Origin of the sequence: Corallococcus sp. CA047B (assembly GCF_003612065.1) — a bacterium.
Classification (GTDB): domain Bacteria; phylum Myxococcota; class Myxococcia; order Myxococcales; family Myxococcaceae; genus Corallococcus; species Corallococcus praedator.
The window spans coordinates 1-16,462 of record NZ_RAWD01000222.1; the positions used below are offsets into that span (position 1 = coordinate 1).

Annotated in this window: 12 protein-coding genes; 7 read left to right on the forward strand and 5 right to left on the reverse strand. The window is 68.7% G+C overall.

Going from position 1 to position 16,462, the window contains the following annotated elements; genetic code table 11:
• Positions 1-1,492: ATP-binding protein (locus D7X74_RS28305; protein ID WP_147446701.1), on the forward strand; the 1,492-nt coding region annotated here is incomplete at its 5' end.
• A 56-nt stretch (positions 1,493-1,548) separates the two neighbouring features.
• Entirely contained in the window at positions 1,549-2,910 is a 1,362-nt protein-coding gene (locus D7X74_RS28310; protein WP_120536120.1) for a hypothetical protein, read from the forward strand.
• An 11-nt stretch (positions 2,911-2,921) separates the two neighbouring features.
• On the opposite strand, the gene D7X74_RS28315 is transcribed toward D7X74_RS28310, so the two are convergent.
• Both D7X74_RS28315 and D7X74_RS28320 read right to left on the reverse strand, forming a co-directional pair.
• The gene (locus D7X74_RS28315; RefSeq protein WP_120536121.1) at positions 2,922-3,245 is read right to left on the reverse strand and encodes a hypothetical protein; all 324 of its coding nucleotides are present in this window, start codon (positions 3,243-3,245) and stop codon (positions 2,922-2,924) included.
• Positions 3,246-3,431: 186 nt separating this feature from the next.
• Positions 3,432-4,619, reverse strand: coding sequence for a cyclic nucleotide-binding domain-containing protein (locus D7X74_RS28320; RefSeq protein ID WP_120536122.1), 1,188 nt, complete (start codon positions 4,617-4,619; stop codon positions 3,432-3,434).
• A 148-nt stretch (positions 4,620-4,767) separates the two neighbouring features.
• Between D7X74_RS28320 and D7X74_RS28325 the strand changes: the two genes are divergently transcribed.
• From D7X74_RS28325 to D7X74_RS28340, 4 genes are all read left to right on the forward strand, one after another.
• The gene (locus tag D7X74_RS28325; protein WP_120536123.1) at positions 4,768-5,754 is read left to right on the forward strand and encodes a Rieske 2Fe-2S domain-containing protein; all 987 of its coding nucleotides are present in this window, start codon (positions 4,768-4,770) and stop codon (positions 5,752-5,754) included.
• Positions 5,741-6,652, forward strand: coding sequence for a fatty acid desaturase (locus D7X74_RS28330; RefSeq protein ID WP_120536124.1), 912 nt, complete (start codon positions 5,741-5,743; stop codon positions 6,650-6,652). Before D7X74_RS28325 ends, D7X74_RS28330 begins: the two co-directional genes overlap by 14 nt.
• Positions 6,649-8,160, forward strand: coding sequence for a phosphatase PAP2 family protein (locus D7X74_RS28335; protein ID WP_120536125.1), 1,512 nt, complete (start codon positions 6,649-6,651; stop codon positions 8,158-8,160). The genes D7X74_RS28330 and D7X74_RS28335 overlap by 4 nt, the downstream gene beginning before the upstream one ends.
• 94 nt (positions 8,161-8,254) lie before the next feature.
• The gene (locus tag D7X74_RS28340) at positions 8,255-8,464 is read left to right on the forward strand and encodes a hypothetical protein (RefSeq protein WP_370450813.1); all 210 of its coding nucleotides are present in this window, start codon (positions 8,255-8,257) and stop codon (positions 8,462-8,464) included.
• 10 nt (positions 8,465-8,474) lie between these two features.
• Here the strand turns inward: D7X74_RS28340 and D7X74_RS28345 are convergent, their stop codons facing one another.
• Positions 8,475-9,098: an SgcJ/EcaC family oxidoreductase gene (locus D7X74_RS28345; RefSeq protein WP_120536126.1), complete on the reverse strand. Its 624-nt coding sequence runs from the start codon at positions 9,096-9,098 to the stop codon at positions 8,475-8,477.
• A gap of 290 nt (positions 9,099-9,388) precedes the next feature.
• On the opposite strand from D7X74_RS28345, the gene D7X74_RS28350 reads away from it, so the two are divergent.
• Positions 9,389-14,287: a hypothetical protein gene (locus D7X74_RS28350; RefSeq protein WP_120536127.1), complete on the forward strand. Its 4,899-nt coding sequence runs from the start codon at positions 9,389-9,391 to the stop codon at positions 14,285-14,287.
• Positions 14,288-14,388: 101 nt separating this feature from the next.
• On the opposite strand, the gene D7X74_RS28355 is transcribed toward D7X74_RS28350, so the two are convergent.
• Positions 14,389-15,381, reverse strand: coding sequence for a cysteine synthase A (locus D7X74_RS28355; protein ID WP_120536128.1), 993 nt, complete (start codon positions 15,379-15,381; stop codon positions 14,389-14,391).
• Positions 15,382-15,402: 21 nt separating this feature from the next.
• Complete coding sequence (coaA, locus tag D7X74_RS28360; RefSeq protein ID WP_120536129.1) at positions 15,403-16,356, reverse strand: type I pantothenate kinase; 954 nt, start codon at positions 16,354-16,356, stop codon at positions 15,403-15,405.
• Positions 16,357-16,462: the final 106 nt, after the last annotated feature.

Sequence of the window (16,462 nt, forward strand, 5' to 3'; positions counted from 1 at the left end):
CCGCCCCCAGAGCCCCGTCTTCATCCTGGATGAGCAGGAGAGTGCCAAGGTCCTGGGCGTAGGGGGCGAGCTGAGCATTGGCTCCGTGGTGGGCTACGAGAAGATGGAGGCCCGCCTCAATCCCCGGGACAAGGCCGTGCTCCCACGGCACACCGGCATCATCGGGACGACGGGAGGTGGAAAGTCCACCACGGTGGCGACGCTCATCCACCGCGCGCAGCAGTCGGGCATCGCCACCATCGTCTTCGACGTGGAGGGTGAGTACACGCACGTGAACAAGCCCACGACCCACCCGGCGATGCTCGAAGCCCTCAAGCGCAGGGGCAAGCAGCCCGAAGGCGTGAAGGAACTGCATGTCCATCACCTCGTCGGTCGCGAGACCCGCAACCCACAGCACAAGCCTCTGCACCGTTTTTCGCTGAACTTCTCCAGCCTGTCGCCGTACGCGCTGGCGGAGATCCTCGACATGTCGGACGCCCAGCAGGAGCGCTTCCTCAAGGCCTACGACGTCACGAAGGTCTTGTTGGAAGACTTCAAGATCTTCCCGACCACCGAGGACCAGCGCAGGGAGGCGCTGGAAGTGGACGAAATGGCGACAGGCTACCCGCAAATGACCATCCAGCACCTCCTGGACGTCGTGAATGCCTATCTCTACGTCCTGAGCGATGAGGGAAGAAGCGACGGCCGGCCCAGGTCTCGGTCCGCTTCCCGAGGGAGGTCCGCCGAAAGGGACGACAGCGACACCGCGGACGAGGAGGAGGCTTCTGCCAGCCTCTCGTCAAAGGGGCTCCCGCTGAAGAGCGTGTTCAAGACCGACCCGAAGAAGGTCATGCAACAGGTGCGAGCCCAGCCCAGCCGAAACCTGATCAGCTGGAGGGCGTTGGCGAGCAAGGTGGGCCGCCTCAATCGCCTCAACATCTTCGACATGGCCGGCACCGAGGGTGTGAATTACGACGCGATGCTCTCACCCGGTCGTGTGTCCGTCATCGACCTGTCGGACACGGACTCGCCGGTGCTCAACAACCTGGTCATCGCGGACATCCTGCGCGGCCTCCAGGAGCGACAGGAACTCTCCTACGAAAAAGCCAACCGCGAGGGTGGCGAGGTCACTCCGGTGCTCATCATCATCGAGGAGGCCCACGAGTTCCTGTCCGCCAGCCGCATCACGCAGATGCCGGTGCTGTTTGAACAGGTGGCGCGCATCGCGAAGCGGGGCCGCAAGCGGTGGCTGGGGCTCGTCTTCGTCACCCAGCTTCCGCAGCACCTGCCCAACGAGGTGCTGGGCCTGCTCAACAACTTCATCATCCACAAGATCACCGACGGCGCCGTCATCAGCCGGATGCAGAAGACCGTGGGCAGCATCGACGAGAGCCTGTGGAACCGTGTCTCCCGGCTCGCCCCGGGCCAGGCGCTGGTGTCCTTCAGCAACTTCACCCGTCCGCTGATGGTGGCCGTGGACCCGGCCCCCGTGAAACGGCTCCTCGTCGAGTAGACGTCACCCAGAGTCCAGGGACGGTGGAGGGTGGGAGCGCTATAGAGCCCCTCGCCATGCTCCTTCCCACCCTCCTCGCCTCCGCCATCGTCGCCCAGGCCCCCGCCTCCCCTGTCTCCCGCGCCGCGGAGACCCTGGGCCTGGGCCCCGTCCTGGATGCCGTCGCGCACCAGGGCGTGACCTACGCCGCGCTCGGACGCGGTGGCATCGCCGTGCTCAAGCTCGACGGAGCCACGCCCCAACTCGTGCGGCGCGTCGAGGAGGGCCGGCGCTTCGTGCGGCTCGTCATCGTCAACCAGTCGCTCCTCGCCATCGAGCAGCGCGAAGAGGCCCACGCCTTCTCCCTCGCCACGCCCGAGCAGCCCCAGCCCGACTCACTGGCCTCCGCGCTGGGCTCGGCGCGCGACCTCACCGTCGTCACCAATGCGCCCCCTCCCCCCGCTCCGCCGTCCACACCTCCCGCGGCGGCACAGCGGCTGACCGTCACCGCCGTGAAGGATGGCGACGTGACGCTCTCCAGCGGAGACGCTGCGGGCGTGCACGAAGGCGCCCACGTCCGGGTCCGCACCCAGGACGCCCGCGAGGTGGTGCTGGAGGTCGTCGTGTCCCGCGAGGACTCCGCCCTCGCGCGTCTGGGACGGGGCGAGAGCGTGCGCGTGGGAGACACCGCCGTCGTCACCGATGCGCCCGTGACGGCGCGACTCTTCTTCCCCGAACCCGGCGTGCCGCACCTGCGCTACGGCTTCCACGCCCGGCCGTTCCTCGCGCTGGATGCGACGACCCGGTTGGGGCGCTCCGCGCGCGCGGGCGGGTTGCTGCTGGACGCCTTCGTCGCGTGGCGGCCGGGAGAGAGCCCCGTGGTGCTGAGCGCCCAGCTCGAACCGGTAGGCTTCGGTCTGGGCACCGGCCTGCGCCACACGCCGGGCGCCGCCTACGTCGCCGTCGCCTACGCCACCGACTTCCTCGAAGTGGGCATTGGCGCGGGGGCGCTGTTCGGCCAGAAGGCGTGCTTCCCCGAACTCGACCCGGACACGTACCAGGAAGTCGAAGGCAAGAACGTCTGCGAATCCAACGCCGGACCGTCCATCCAACAGGTGCTGCGGCTGGGGGCGCTCGACGGGTTCCACCTCGCGTGGAGCTCCTCCATCCTCTCGCGCGACAACCAGTTCCGCTTCGGCTCCGGACGTGGCGAGGTCCAGGTGCCGCTCACCCCCAGCCTGTCCCTCTTCGGCGCGGGCGGTGGCTCGGCCAGCGGCTGGAACTTCGGTGAACTCGGCGTGCGCAGCTTCCTCAAGGGCAACGGCGGCGCCGGCACCACCGTGCTCTCCGCGAGCCTGGGCATCGTCTCGCTCTCCGACGGCACCGGGAATGCCCTCACCGGACCCTCGGTCTCGATTGGCATCGAACGGCGCCCCTGAAGCCTCCTGCTTCAGTGTCCGGAGGCCATCGACGCGGAGAACTCATCCGGCACCATCGAGCCGGAGATGGGGAAGTCCTTGGGTGCCCGGTTCCACGCCTTCTTGCCTGACAAGCGACCGGGCCCCTTCGGGATGCGGCCCAGGCCCATGAAGGCCAGCGACAGGATGCCCAGCCCGATGGCCCCCGAGGCCACATGGGCGAAGAGTCCAATCCTCCTGCGCCTCGAACCACTGACGCCCAGGAGCGGCAGCGAAGCGATGGGCGTGGAGGCAAGCACCAACCACATGCGCCAGTTCGCGCGAGCCTGGGTCTTCAGTGCGGCGATCGAAGCCATGGGGCGTCCTTCCAAGCAGGAGGTCCAGCTTGGAGGATGGGGGCGGCCGGGTGACCCTGACAGGCCCCCCTCATCACGCTCGCCTGCTTCCTTCGGGAGAAACGGAAGCACTCCCAGCGCTCCCTCCCGCCGGGTGTGCTTCCCCTCAAGCCGGGGGAGCAGGCACGCCCCCACCGCGAGAAGCCTTCAGCCGCTCAGCGCCCGCACGCGCGCCGCGAGGCTCTGCGTGAAGAGCCGGTAGATGTGCAGCGACGCCGTGTCATGCGTGGCGAGGAAGTGCTGGAAGCTCTCGCGGGTGATGCGCAGCGCACGCACCGACGTCTTCGCCCGCACGTTCGCGGACACCGGGCCGTCCTGCACGAGGGAGATCTCCCCCAGGTGCGATCCCGGCCCCAGCGTGTTGAGGAGCCGTGCGTTGGACTCGTTGCCGCTGAAGACATCCACCGAGCCCTCCAGCAACACCAGCAGCCCGGTGCCGGGAGCGCCCTTCTCCAGCAGCACCGTGCCCGGCGACGCCGCCACGGGCCGCGCCAGCCGGTACAGGTCCTTCATGTCCTCCAGCGGCAGCTCACCGAAGATGGGAATGGCCTTGAGGAAGCGGTAGCCGCTGGCCTCCGGCACGGACGCGCCCGCGGCCAGCCGCGCCAGGAGCGCCTCCGCCTCCACGTCCAATCCCATGCGCCGCAACAGCCGCGCCTTCTCCGTGACGAGCACCGGATCCACGCGCAGCAATTCAGAGCTGCTCAGCGCGTCCGCCAGCACCGCGAGCGCCCGGTGCGTGAAGCCTCCCGCGTCCAGCACCTTGCAGGTGCGCAGCACTGCTTCGACGTAGCGCGGGTCCTCCGCGAGCACGCCGCCCAGGGCCTCGGCCTCCGCGTGCGCCTGTCCCAGCTTCTGGTAGAGGTCCGCGGCCTCGAAGTGGCGGCCCAGGCGGACCAGGCAGTGCGCCATGGACTCGGTGGCGCCCAGGCCCCGGTACACCTCCAGCGCGCGCTCCAGCGCCCCACCCCGCTCGAAGGCCGCCGCGGCGCGCTCCACCTCGCCCGCGCGCAGGTACGCCTCCGCCGCCGCCACGTGCTGACCGCCTTGCGCGTACAGGTCCGCCACGTTCACGTCGTCGCCGCTGCCGTCGAGCAGCCGCGCCGCGCCCGTGAAGTCGCGCGCCCGGCGCAGCACGTCCACCAGCCAGTGGCGCTCCTTCGCCGTGCCCTGCGAGGCCTCCTTGCGCAGACGCTCGCGCTGCGCGGCCCCCAGCTCCTCGTAGAGCTGCGCCGCGCGCTCCGGTTCGCCCTGCGCCGCCAGGGTCTGCACCACCTGGAGCGTGCCGCCTCGCAACGTGCCGCCCCGTCCGCTGCCCGCCGTTTCGCCTGCCATGTCGCCTTCCCTTCCCGGACCCGCTCCGCTTCGGACGACGCGCCCGGTTCCGCCAGCGTCCTGACTAAACAGGAACCCGAGCGTAAAGCTACCACTCCACCAACCCCCCGTGGCCCTGGGGACACCGGGTCCGCTAGGGTCCAGCACCATGGCTGTTCCTGTACCGGCCGGGGGGGATGCGGCGCGCCTCCCCGGGCCCGTGCGTCCCCGCGCCTGGTACCTCGTGGGTCCTTCCGCGTCCCTGCGGCGGGGGCAGGCGAGGGGCGTCCAGGTGGGCGGGCGCGAGTTGGTGATGTTCCGGAGCCAGACGGGTCAGGTGCACGCGCTGGAGGCGCACTGTCCCCACCTGGGGGCCCACCTGAAGCACGGCACCGTCCAGGGCGAGCTGTTGCGCTGTCCCCTGCACCACTGGAGTTTCGACGGGGCGGGCCGGTGCCGCGCCGTGCCAGGTCGCAAGGACGTCTCCCACCTGCCGGGTCCCCAGGCCTTCCCGGTGGAGGAGCGCTTCGGCGCGCTGCTGGTCTTCAGCGGCCCCACGGCGCTCTTCCCTCCTCCCGACGTGGGGGGCCCGGAGCACGTGTGGAACGTGGGCCCGCCGGTGACGGTGCGCTGTCCCTGGCTGCCGCTCGTGGCGAATTCGTTCGATCTGGAACACCTGCGCACGGTGCACCACCGCGAACTGAGGGACGTGCCCACGCTGGACACGCCGGATCCATTCACGCTGCGGCTGCGCTACACGTCGCGGGTCATCGGCACCGGCGCGAGTGACCGGCTGATGAAGGCGCTGTCGGGCAATCACATCCGCGTGACGCTCACGCTGCACGGGGGCACGTTGATGTCGGTGCGGAGCGACCTGGGCCGCGCGAGGGGGTTGTTGCTCGCGGGCCTGACTCCGGTGCCGGAGGGGGTGTCGGTGCGGTTGGCCGTCGCCGCGCGGCGCGGGCGGGTTCCGGGCGCGACGGCGCTGGCGCTCAAGGTGTCGCGGTGGCTCTACACGTCGTTCCTGCGCCGCGACCTGTCCGTGCTGGACGGGATGCGCTTCAACGTCGCCACGGCGACAGCGGATCCGGTGATGCGCCAGTTGATCGACTTCGCCATCGGGCTGCCCGAGGACCCGGCCGATGCGCTCCGATGACGCCCCGCCCATCCCGGCCGCGCTCAACGCGACCCTGCTCGTCGCGGCGATGGGCGCGGGGGCCCTGTGCCTGTGGACGGCGTCGCACGCGGAGGCGCTCGCGGTGCGGCTGGTGGCGGCGGGGGTCTTCTCGTACGTGAACAACACGGTGTTCTCGCTGCTGCATGAGGCGACGCACGGCGTGCTGCATCCGGCGAGAAGCGTGAACAACGGGCTCGGGAGACTGGCGGCGACGTTCTTCCCGACGTCGTTCACGTTGCAGCGGGCCTTCCACCTGACGCACCACCGACACAACCGCACGGACCGCGAGCAGTTCGACTACCTGCGGCCGGGCGATCACCGCTGGCTCAAGCGTGCTCAGTGGTACGCCATCCTCACCGGCATCTACTGGGTGTTCGTGCCGGTGGGGGCGCTGGTGTTCGCGCTCGCGCCGGGGTTGTTGAAGCGGCTGCGCGGACCGGGCACGCGCTATGGGGAGCAGACCGGCGCGGATGCGTACCTGGGGCGGCTGGAGGAGGCACCGGGCGCCATCATCCGCGCCGAGGTGCTGGGGACGGTGGCCGTGCAGGTGGGGCTGGCGTACGCGCTGGACCTGACGCTGGCCGGATGGGCGCTGTGCTACGCGGCGTTCGCGGTGAACTGGAGTTCGCTCCAGTACGCGGACCATGCGTGGTCACCGCTGGACGTGCGCGAGGGAGCGTGGGACCTGCGGGTCGCCGCGCCTGTGCGCTGGGTGTTCCTCAACTATCACTACCATCGCGCCCACCACACGCATCCCCAGGTGCCCTGGCTCTACCTGGGCCGCTACGTGGATGAGGGCGTCCCGCGTCCGGGGTTCCTGCGCATCTGGCTCCAGATGTGGAGGGGACCGCGTCCGTTCCCGGAGAAGACGCCATGAGTGGTTCCACGGCGCTCTTCGGTTGGCCGACGTCTGGCGAATTGAAACGCACGGGTGCGCTCGCGTGCGGCTTCGCGCTGTTCTTCCTGATGGTCTACGGGGGCGCGAGCTGGGTGACGGGCTTCTATCCCGGCGGCCTGCGCGTGGACCTGCCCTTCGAGCAGCACATCCCTTTCATCCCCGGCTGGGCCGCCGTCTACGTGAGCATGGATGTGCTGTTGTTGCTGTCGCTGTTCATCTTCCGGACGTGGCGGCAGATGCTCCCCTTCGCGCTGGCGCTGTGCGCTCAGACCGTCGTGGGCGCGCTGTGCTTCCTCGTGCTTCCAGTCGAGGTCGCGTGGCCGCCGCGCGCCGTCACGGGGGATTGGACGCAGGTCTTCCACCTCGCGGACACGATGAACCTGGAGCGCAACTACCTGCCCTCGCTCCACGTCGCCTTCGCGTGCACGGCGGCGCTGGCCTACCGCGAGCGTTCCGGACCGTTGGCCCGGGCGGTGTTCGCGCTCTGGGCGCTGGCCATCGCGGCCTCCACGCTGTTCATCCACGAGCACCACCTGGTGGACGTGTTCGCGGGCGCGCTGCTGGCGTGGGGCACGTGGCGCGTCGTGGAGCCCCGAGCCCGGGAAGCGGGCTTCCTCGAAGCCGTGCGGGTGGAAGCCCTCTGCGCGAGGGAGCTGTACCGCTTCACACGCCGGCACCCGCGTTATGGGCTCATCGCGCTGGCGCTGTACCAGCAGTCCGTGGGGCGCTGGCGCAAGGCCCGCAGGGCGCGGGCGGGCTTCTGCTTCCTCCAACTGGTGGACGACGTGCTGGACGGAGACCGGCCTGTCGAAGGCGAGCCACTGGAGCACATCGACGCGCTCCTCGTGCGGCTTGAAACGAGCGCGCCCCTCGTCCCGGGAGCGTCGTTCGAGTTCCATGACACCGCGACCACGCTGGGCCGGGCCCTGCTCACGGAGCTGTCGGATGACCGGGCCCGAGCGCAGGTGCTCGAGCTGGTGCGTACGATGCGCAAGGACCGCGAGCGGGTGCGGGACGGACGCTGGTCGGACGCGGCGACGCTCCAGGCACAGCACGTGGCCACGTTCCGCCTGTCGGTGGAGCTGATGCTGCACGTCGCGGATGCGCGGGTGCATGCGGACGACGCCCCTTCCCTGCTCGCGGCGCTGGGCTGGTGTTCGGTGATGCGCGACCTGCGCGAGGACCTGGCGCAGGGGCTCTTCAACGTGCCCGCCGACGTCGCCGCCGAAGCGCGCGCCGGGGGGCATGACCCGGCGGACTTCGACTCGCTGCTCACCTCCGAAGCGGGGCGGGCCTGGGCGCTCACGGAGTACCTGCGAGCGCGGGCGCTGCTCGACCGGTCCGCCGTGGAGCTGGCCGCGCTGGAAGGCAGGCCTGGAGCACCACTGCTCCGCCTCTTCCACCGTTCGGTCGAGTCCTTCTGGGCGAAGAAGCTGCCGCGGAGGATGCCCTTCCTGCGTCAGTCCACCGCGCTCAGGACCTCCTGAACGCTTGGGATGCGGGAGCATCACCCGGGTGCGGCCGTGAAGGCGGGCGGGTGCACGCAATGACGCGAGGAGGACGCGGGCATCTGCTGGAGACATGTCTGACTCCGCCCCAAGCGCGCCGCTCACCGGTGCCAACGCCCTTCCGGTGGACAGCTCCGAGCGGGCCGTCCTGCTGGACGTGCTGCGCGGCTTCGCGCTGTGCGGCGTCTTCGTCTCCAACAGCTTCGCCTGGTTCAGTGGCTTCGTGCTCCTGCCACGCGAACAGTCCCAGGCGCTGACGGCCCCGGCGCAGGTGGCGAGCTGACAGCCGCGGCTCAGGCCGTCGCGGACCGGCGGCCCCGGCGGCCGAGGAAGAAGCCCACCGCGAGGGCGCCGACGGCGACGAGGGCCCCGAAGCCCATCGCGGCGTTCTTCACCTTGGTGAGCAGGGGATTGTCGAACACGTTGGTGGAGTAGTGGAAAGCGGCGATGAGCCAGCGGTCCCCCTCCTTCACCAGCGTGCAGGTCCACCGGCCGTTAATGACGATGTCGCTGCCGTCGCTCAGTTCGTAGTGGTCCAGCGACGAGCCATAGGCGACGCCCGCGTTGCCATACAGCCGGGTGAGCGCATCGACGTCGAACTTCGCCGTCACCTTCTTCACGACGCTGTTCGGACCGCCCAGCATCTGCGCGTAGTAGGCGCGGATGGAGTCCTTGCCCACGCGAACATCGTTGTTCATCGTGGAGAACACGACGTCCGGGTGCAGGTGCGACAGCAGCCGCTCCAGGTCCTGCTTGTTGAGCGCGTCCTCCATGTCCTGCTTGATGGCGCGCAGCGCCTGATGCGTCGCCTCGTCACTGGAGGCCACCGCCACGGGCGCCGCCGGCTCCTGGGCCACCGCCATCACGGGCACCACGACGAACAGCAACGCCAAGAGACCCAGCCGAGTGCGCATCATCGAAGCTCCACGAAGGAGAAAGAGGCCACGCAGCATAGACGACCGGACGCGCTTCTCGATGGCTCTCTTCTGGCGGCGAATCACCAGACCTCCTTGGAAATCGAGCGACTCAAGGTGTCCGGAGGTCAATCACATTCACGCTGTGTGGAACAGATGGCTGACACCGCATAAACCGGGCGTGGATGCCCCAGGAAGAGCCTGCTTGAGACATTTCTCACGCTTTGAAAAATTCATTTGAGCACAAATTGCTGTGTCTTTTCCCGTGCGCGCCGGAAATAATTCATGCGCCAATGAAACTTTATGGACAGCTAGAGACCTCGGAACCCAGCAGCCTGGAAGCCTGCACGTTGGTGCTGGGCCAGACGCCCAACGCGCCTCTCTTCACCGCGGAGATCACCAGCCCTCAGGGTGGGTTCTTCTTCCAGAAGATCACTGCCTCCGCGCTTCCCTTCCCCCTTTCGCTCCATGTCCTCCTCGCGGGGACCCCCGTCGTGGAGCACACGTTCGCCGACAAGGCCGCGCTGAATGCGGTGCTGGTCGCGGAGAGCAAGTCCGCGGAAGCGAACCGGCTCGTCATCCTCCAGTTGCCCGCGCGCGCTCCCGCGGTGAAGGTGGCCCCGCGCACGCAGGTCACGGCGACCATGGAGCCTGCGTCGGCTTCCCGGGCCACGCTGGAGGCCTCTCAGCAGACCCGCCTGGTCACCGCGGCCGCGCCGAAACAGGAGGTGGAGTTCATCTCCGTCCTGGGCGCGGTGGAGAGCTCCGCCGGCTCCGTCTCGGGGTACACCCTGGAGGTCTCCTGTCCGGACACCATCGCCGGAGACAGCGAGGTCACGCCCATCCACCAGGAGCGCCTGCTGGGCCCCACGGGCGCCTTCCAACTGGAGCTCGCCGTCACCGGCCGCTTCTCCACCAGCCCCCTCACCTTCGTGGTGCGCACCCCCAACGGCCTGCCCACCCGACTCATCTCTCCCACGCACCTCACCGTGAGCCAGGCGGCCAAGCTGGCGTTGGTGAAGGTGCAGGTGGAGCCGTTCTCGCCCATCGTCCTCGTCCCAGGCTCCAGTGCCGCGTCAGCCACCCGTGTCCTCAAGGGACGCCTGGTGGACCCCACGGGCAGGGCGCTGAAGCGGCAGCAGATCCTCTTCCAGGCCCTGCGAGGAGACGGGACGAGCACCCCTCTCAAGATTTCCCTCGCCGCGGTCACCACGCACAGCAGCGGCAACTTCTCCGTGGTGGTCCCCAACGCGCCATTCCTCGGGGCCCACGCGGTGGTCTCCTCCCGTCCCGAGGAGGAACTGCCCATCGCGCTCAACGCGGATGGCACGTTCCCCGCGTTCACCCTGCTGGTCGTCGAGACAGGGAGCACGGCCGAGGATGGCGGCGGTGAAGACGACTGCGCCTGCCATGACCCGACCCCGCGCCTGCCGGGCACGGAGGAGCTCGTCGCCAACGAGTCCAGCTATTCGCAGGACATCGGTGGTTCCTGCGTCAACTTCACGGTCCCCAACCGGACGCTGGAGGAGTTCAGCCACTACGCCATCGTGCGCACCACGGACCCGCGCGGCCAGCTCGTCCCCATCCGCGAAGCGCCCGCCTGGGAGTGGAATGGCGACACCTCCGACCCGGTCGGCTACGCCCGTCATCTCCACCGCACCTTGCGACAGACGCTGGGGACCAAGAACCCCCTGCGCTGGGACGACGACGCCACCGACTACGAGCTGTATCAAGCCGTCTCGCTGGCGCACGGCCACGTGCTCCACTTCAAGCAGACCTTCAAGGCGGACGGCTACTCGATGGGAGACCTGCTCTACTCCCTGCCGCTGGCCCCCGGTCAGAAGAAGCAGCTCGTCATCTACGACTGGAACCGGGAGGACGGGGCCTCGCGCGACGAGGCCACGGTGGCCGAAGAGGGCCTGACGCACAACCTGTCGCGAGACCGCGACATCGACGAAATCCTCAGTGGGACCGTCCAGGAGTCCATGCGGGGTGGCAGCTCGGCCAAGACGCGAGGCTTCTCCTTCGGCCTGGGGGGCGCTGGCAGCGGCAGCAAGAACGGCGTGGCCGTGGGGCTGTCGACCGGCTTCAGCATCTCCGGCGGCTCGGGGACGTCCTCCGCGTGGCAGGACAACACCCGCGACATGACGTCCAGCCTGCACAACCGGCTGCGTGACGCCACCATGCAGGCCACGTCCTCCGTGCGCAGCCAGCGCGCCACCGTCGTCACCAGCGCGAAGCAGGGCGAATCACTCTCCGTGCAGACCGAAGTGGTGGCCAACCACAACCACTGTCACGCGCTGACCATCCAGTACTTCGAAATCCTCCGGCACTTCGTCATCGAGCAGCAGGTGGTGGACGTCCAGGAGTGTCTCTTCGTCCCCTTGATGATGAGCCTCTTCACGGACGCGAAGATCCTGCGCTGGCGCGAGTGCCTGTCCGAGCACCTGCTCTACTCCGCGGAGACGACCCGGGGACGGGAGCTGCGTCAGGGCTTCGACGCGCTGGAGCGCATTGCCCGGAACTACCAGGGCACGGACTTCCCCCGCCGCGTGGAGCCCTCCGGCGCGGTGACGTTCCTTCCCTTCAGCGAGGAGTCCATCGAGGAGTTCTCCGGTGAGCTCCAGCTCCGCCTGACGCTGAGCCGTCCGGCGGATCACGCGGATGGGACGATTGACGCGGCCGCCTGGGCCACCCTGAGCCACGTCTTCCTGGGGCTGGACATCCAAGGCATCCGCAACCTGTTCCTCAAGCTCTCCATCGAGGAGCGGGAGCGCGCCTTCCAGACGCAACACGCCCCCGCGCTCGCCCGCAACTTCGTCGAGCAGCTTCGCTTCGAGGCCATCCTCGCGAACGGGACGACGGTGAAGGACCTGCGGCTGGACTGCACCCTGCTCACCGACTACGCCCCGGGCCGGCCGTTGACCGTCTCCGTGCGCACCACGCGGACCACGGACCTGAAGGCGCTCAAGGCAGGGGTGGCCCAGCAGCCCTTCTCCGGCACCCCCGCGGACCTCAAGCGCAGCCAGATTGTCGGGCTGCGGCTGAGCGCCCCCAGCGTGAGCCTGTCGGGCAGCTTCGCCGTGCTCGACCGGGGCACGCTGCGCTACCGCACGCCCCACTTCAGCGGGACGCTGGTGAATGACCAGGCCATCCGCAACGACATCGGCTTCGCGGATCAGCTCTTCCTGCCCACGCCCATGAAGCCCGAGGAGCAGCGCAACCCCTGGCAGGAGGATCAACGGCTGGCCCAGCAGCTCAGGGACCATCTCAACCAGGAGAACCTCGAGTACTACCACCACGCCATCTGGTGCCACGGCATCACGCCGCACCGTCGGTACATGATGCTGGACCGCATCCATCTGGCGCAGGACGACTTCAACTCCATCTATGCGCAACGCGGGGTGCTGGGCCGCTCCCTGGCCTCGCTGGTGGAGAACCGGCTGCTGGGGGTCGCGGGCAACTCCCTCGTCTTCCCGGTGGCCCGTGGTCTCAACCTGGACCCCACCTACGAGATGGGCACCCCGGACCAGGGCGGCAGTGGGGCCATTGCCCATGCCTCGCTCTTGGAGCACTACCAGACGGAGGCCGAGCGCGAAGGGGGCCAGGGCTCCGTCTTCCGCCTGAGCGTGCCCACGCCCGGAGTCTTCGCGGAGGCCGTGCGCGGCGCCTGCAACGCCTGCGAGCGCATTGATGACACGCGCTTCTGGAGATGGGAGCAGTCGCCCACGGACGAGCCCACCGCCATCAACCCGGTGAGCACGGACAGCCGCTACCAGACGCCGCAGAGCACCACGCCCACCTCGCTCCCGCAGCCCATCGTCAACATCCAGAACGCACCGGCCGCGCCGGACCCCACGGGGGTGGGCTCGCTGCTGACCGCGCTCGGTCAGGTGAGCCCCTTCGCCAACCTGACGGGCCTGGACCAGAACCAGAAGAACGCCCTGGCGGCGATGACCTCCAACCAGGAGACCGCGCGGGCCTTCGGGGAGATGGCCACGAAGCTCGCGTTGTCGGCCCAGAGCAGCCGCAACTCCGCCGTCCTGAACGAGCAGATCGACAAGGCCTTCCCCGCCTCCAAGGCCCCGGCGAAGAACCAGGAGTGGAAGGAGCGGCTGCTGAACGCACAGCTCGGCGGCGAGTCGCTGGCTTCGGGCTCGAAGGCGTCGCCGCTGGAGCAGTTGGACCTGAGGCAGACCATCGACGCGGTCCGCGGCTCGCCTGGCATGGAGGTGGACGTGGGTCCATCCCAGGTCGCGGTTCGCAACCGCTCTGGCGCCAGGCGCGGCAGCTCCGCGACCTCCACCCCGGAGGTCTCGGACGAGCAGTCGCCCGCGACGGAGTGGCCTTTCATCGAGGGCTACTCGCAGATCACGGCGCTCTACCCACGACTGACGCAGATCCTCGAAAGTTCGAGCGTCTTCCGTCAGTCCGTCATCGAGCCCTTCTCCGGCCCCAGCGCCGCGGTCCCGTTGATCATCGAGGTCCATCCGACCGCCACCAACGGCATCGATGGCCAGTGCATCATCGAGGTGAGGGACCCTTCCGACACGACGACGCCGGGCGGCACCTGGATTTCGCTCCTCCGGCTCACCCGGGACCTCGCCGGGTTCGACATGGCCCGCGACGTGCGGATCCGCGTCCTGATCGCGATGAGGGGACAGGCCACCTCACATCCGGGCGGCATGCTCCTGATCATCTCCCACGAGTGGGCGCTGCATGGGCTTGGCTGCCGCGAGACGATTCTCCGGGCCCGAAGCGAGGCCTGGACGCTCAAGGCGCTGCGCGACTTCTACGTCGCCGAGGTGAGCAGCCATCAGCACCACCGGCAGATCGGCGCGAGCACCAATGCGACGTACGAAGCGGTGAACAATGACCTGGAGCGGTTGCTCAATGAGATGACCCCTCTGGTCATGACGAGGATCAAGCCAGCCTACATTGATGGGCAGAGCCAACTGCTGCCGCTGCCCACCCGTGCCGTCGCGCCCCTTCCCTCCAGAATCTACAACTTGAACCACCAGCACAGCCTGTACACGGCCTACCAGATGTTCGTGTTCGAGCGAGAGATGGAGAAGAGCTACAAATACAATCCGGCGCACCCCATGAACTACCTGCAGGAGGGCACGTCGGCCGACTCCTGGCCGTGGGATTATCTCGATTCCAACCAGACGCAGCGGCCAGTGGAGCCGTAGTCCGCGGTAGCGCGGCCGGGTGGGAGCTCCGTGACAGAAGGGGACGGCGCATCCAGACACGCTCCTTGAGCGTGTCCCCGTCCCCTTCCCTCCCCGGAGTCTCAGCCCACCGGCAGCGGCTTCACCGTGAGCTGCTTCGACGCCAGGAACTCCGGGTTGAACACCTTGGAGGCATAGCGGCTGCCGTGGTCACACAGGAACGTGACGATGCGCAGCCCCTGTCCCGCGTGCTGCCGCGCCACCTCCCACGCGGCGCGCACGTTGATGGCCGCGGAGGTGCCCACCACCAACGCGTCCTCCCGGGCCAGGTGGTAGAGCATCTCCAGCATGTCCTGGTCCTCCAGGCGCATCGCCTCGTCCACCCGCGCCTGCCGGAAGTTCTCCGTCAGCCGCATGATGCCGATGCCTTCCGTGATGGAGCTCCCCGTCGTCTCCAGCTTCCCGCTCCGCACCTGGCTGTAGAGCCCCGACCCCGGCGGATCCACCAGCACCACGCGCAGCGCCGGGTTCTTCTCCTTCAGGTAGCGACTCGTCCCGGACAACGTCCCGCCGCTGCCCACCGACGCCACCAGCACGTCCACCTTCCCCTCCGCCTGCTCCCAGATTTCAGGGCCCGTCGTCTCGTAGTGGTAGTCACCGTTGGCCGTGTTCTCGAACTGGTTCATCCACGCCCAGCCGTGCTCCTCCGCCAGCACGCGCGCCTGATGGAAGAAGTGGGACGGATTGGAGAAGGGCACCGCCGGCACGCGCCGCACCTCCACGCCCATCGCCTCCAGCAGCTCGTATTTCTCCCGTGCCTGGTTGTCCGGCATCGTCACCACCACCCGGTAGCCCCGCTCGCGCCCCAACAAACCCAGGCCGATGCCGGTGTTGCCCGCCGTGCCTTCGACAATCGTTCCCCCGGGCTTCAACTGCCCGGACGCCTCCGCGCGCCGGATCATCCCCTTCGCGGCCCGGTCCTTGATGCTGCCGCCGGGATTCATGAACTCCGCCTTGGCGACGATGTCGCAACCCGTCCGCCGGCTGAGTGAACCAATGCGCAGCAGCGGCGTGTTGCCCACCGCGTCCCAGAGCGAACCCATTCGTGGAGCCATGTCTGTGTTTCCCATTGCCGCCTACAGCTTGCGCATGCGCACGCGGCGGACCTTGTGGTCGCTGCCCTTCACCAGGATGAGCCGCGCGCGGGAGCGCGTGGGCGCGATGTTCTGCGCCAGGTTCGGCCCGTTGATCTCCGCCCACACCGACGCCGCCCGGGCCACCGCCTGATCCCGCGTCAGCTCCGTGAAGCGCCGGAAGAAGGACCGCTCGTCGTGGAACGCCGTCTCCCACAAGTGCAGGAAGCGCTCCACGTACCAGTGCCGGATGTCCGTCTCCAGAGCGTCCACGTAGATGGAGAAGTCGAAGAAGTCCGACAGGAACGTCTGCGGCAGTTGCCCCCCCTCCACCAACCCCGTCTGCAAGACGTTGAGCCCCTCGAGGATGAGGATGTCCGGCTGGCGGATGGCCAGCGCCTCCTCCGGGACGATGTCGTAGACGAGGTGCGAGTACACCGGCGCCGTCACCTCCTCCTTCCCCGCCTTCAGCTCCGCGAGGAAGCGCACCAGCCCGCGCCTGTCGTAGCTCTCCGGGAAGCCCTTGCGGTTCATGATGCCGCGCTCGGCGAGCACCCGGTTGGGGAACAGGAACCCGTCCGTCGTCACCAGCTCCACGCGCGGATGATCCGGCCAGCGCGCCAGCAACGCCTGGAGGATGCGCGCCGTGGTGCTCTTGCCCACCGCCACGCTGCCCGCGATGGCGATGATGAACGGCACCTTGCGCCCCGAATATCCCAGGAACGCCTGCTGCGCCGCCCACAGCGACTGCGCCGACGCCACCTGCAGGTGCAGGAGACGCGACAGCGGCAGGTAGACGTCCACCACCTCGTCGATGTCCAGCCGCTCGCCCAGGCCCCGCAGCTTCTCCACCTCCTCCGCCGTCAACGTCAGGGGGGTGGAGGCCCGCAGCTGCCGCCACGCGTCGCGGTCGAGGTCGACGTACATCGATGCGGCGCGGGGCTTGGTCGCGGACATGCCCCCAGCATGAATCAAACCTGCCTGGATCCGGCAAGTGAACGTAGCAACAGGCCCTGCTGGAGTGCCTTGACAGCACGGCCCGCGCCCTCACAACGTCCCCCGC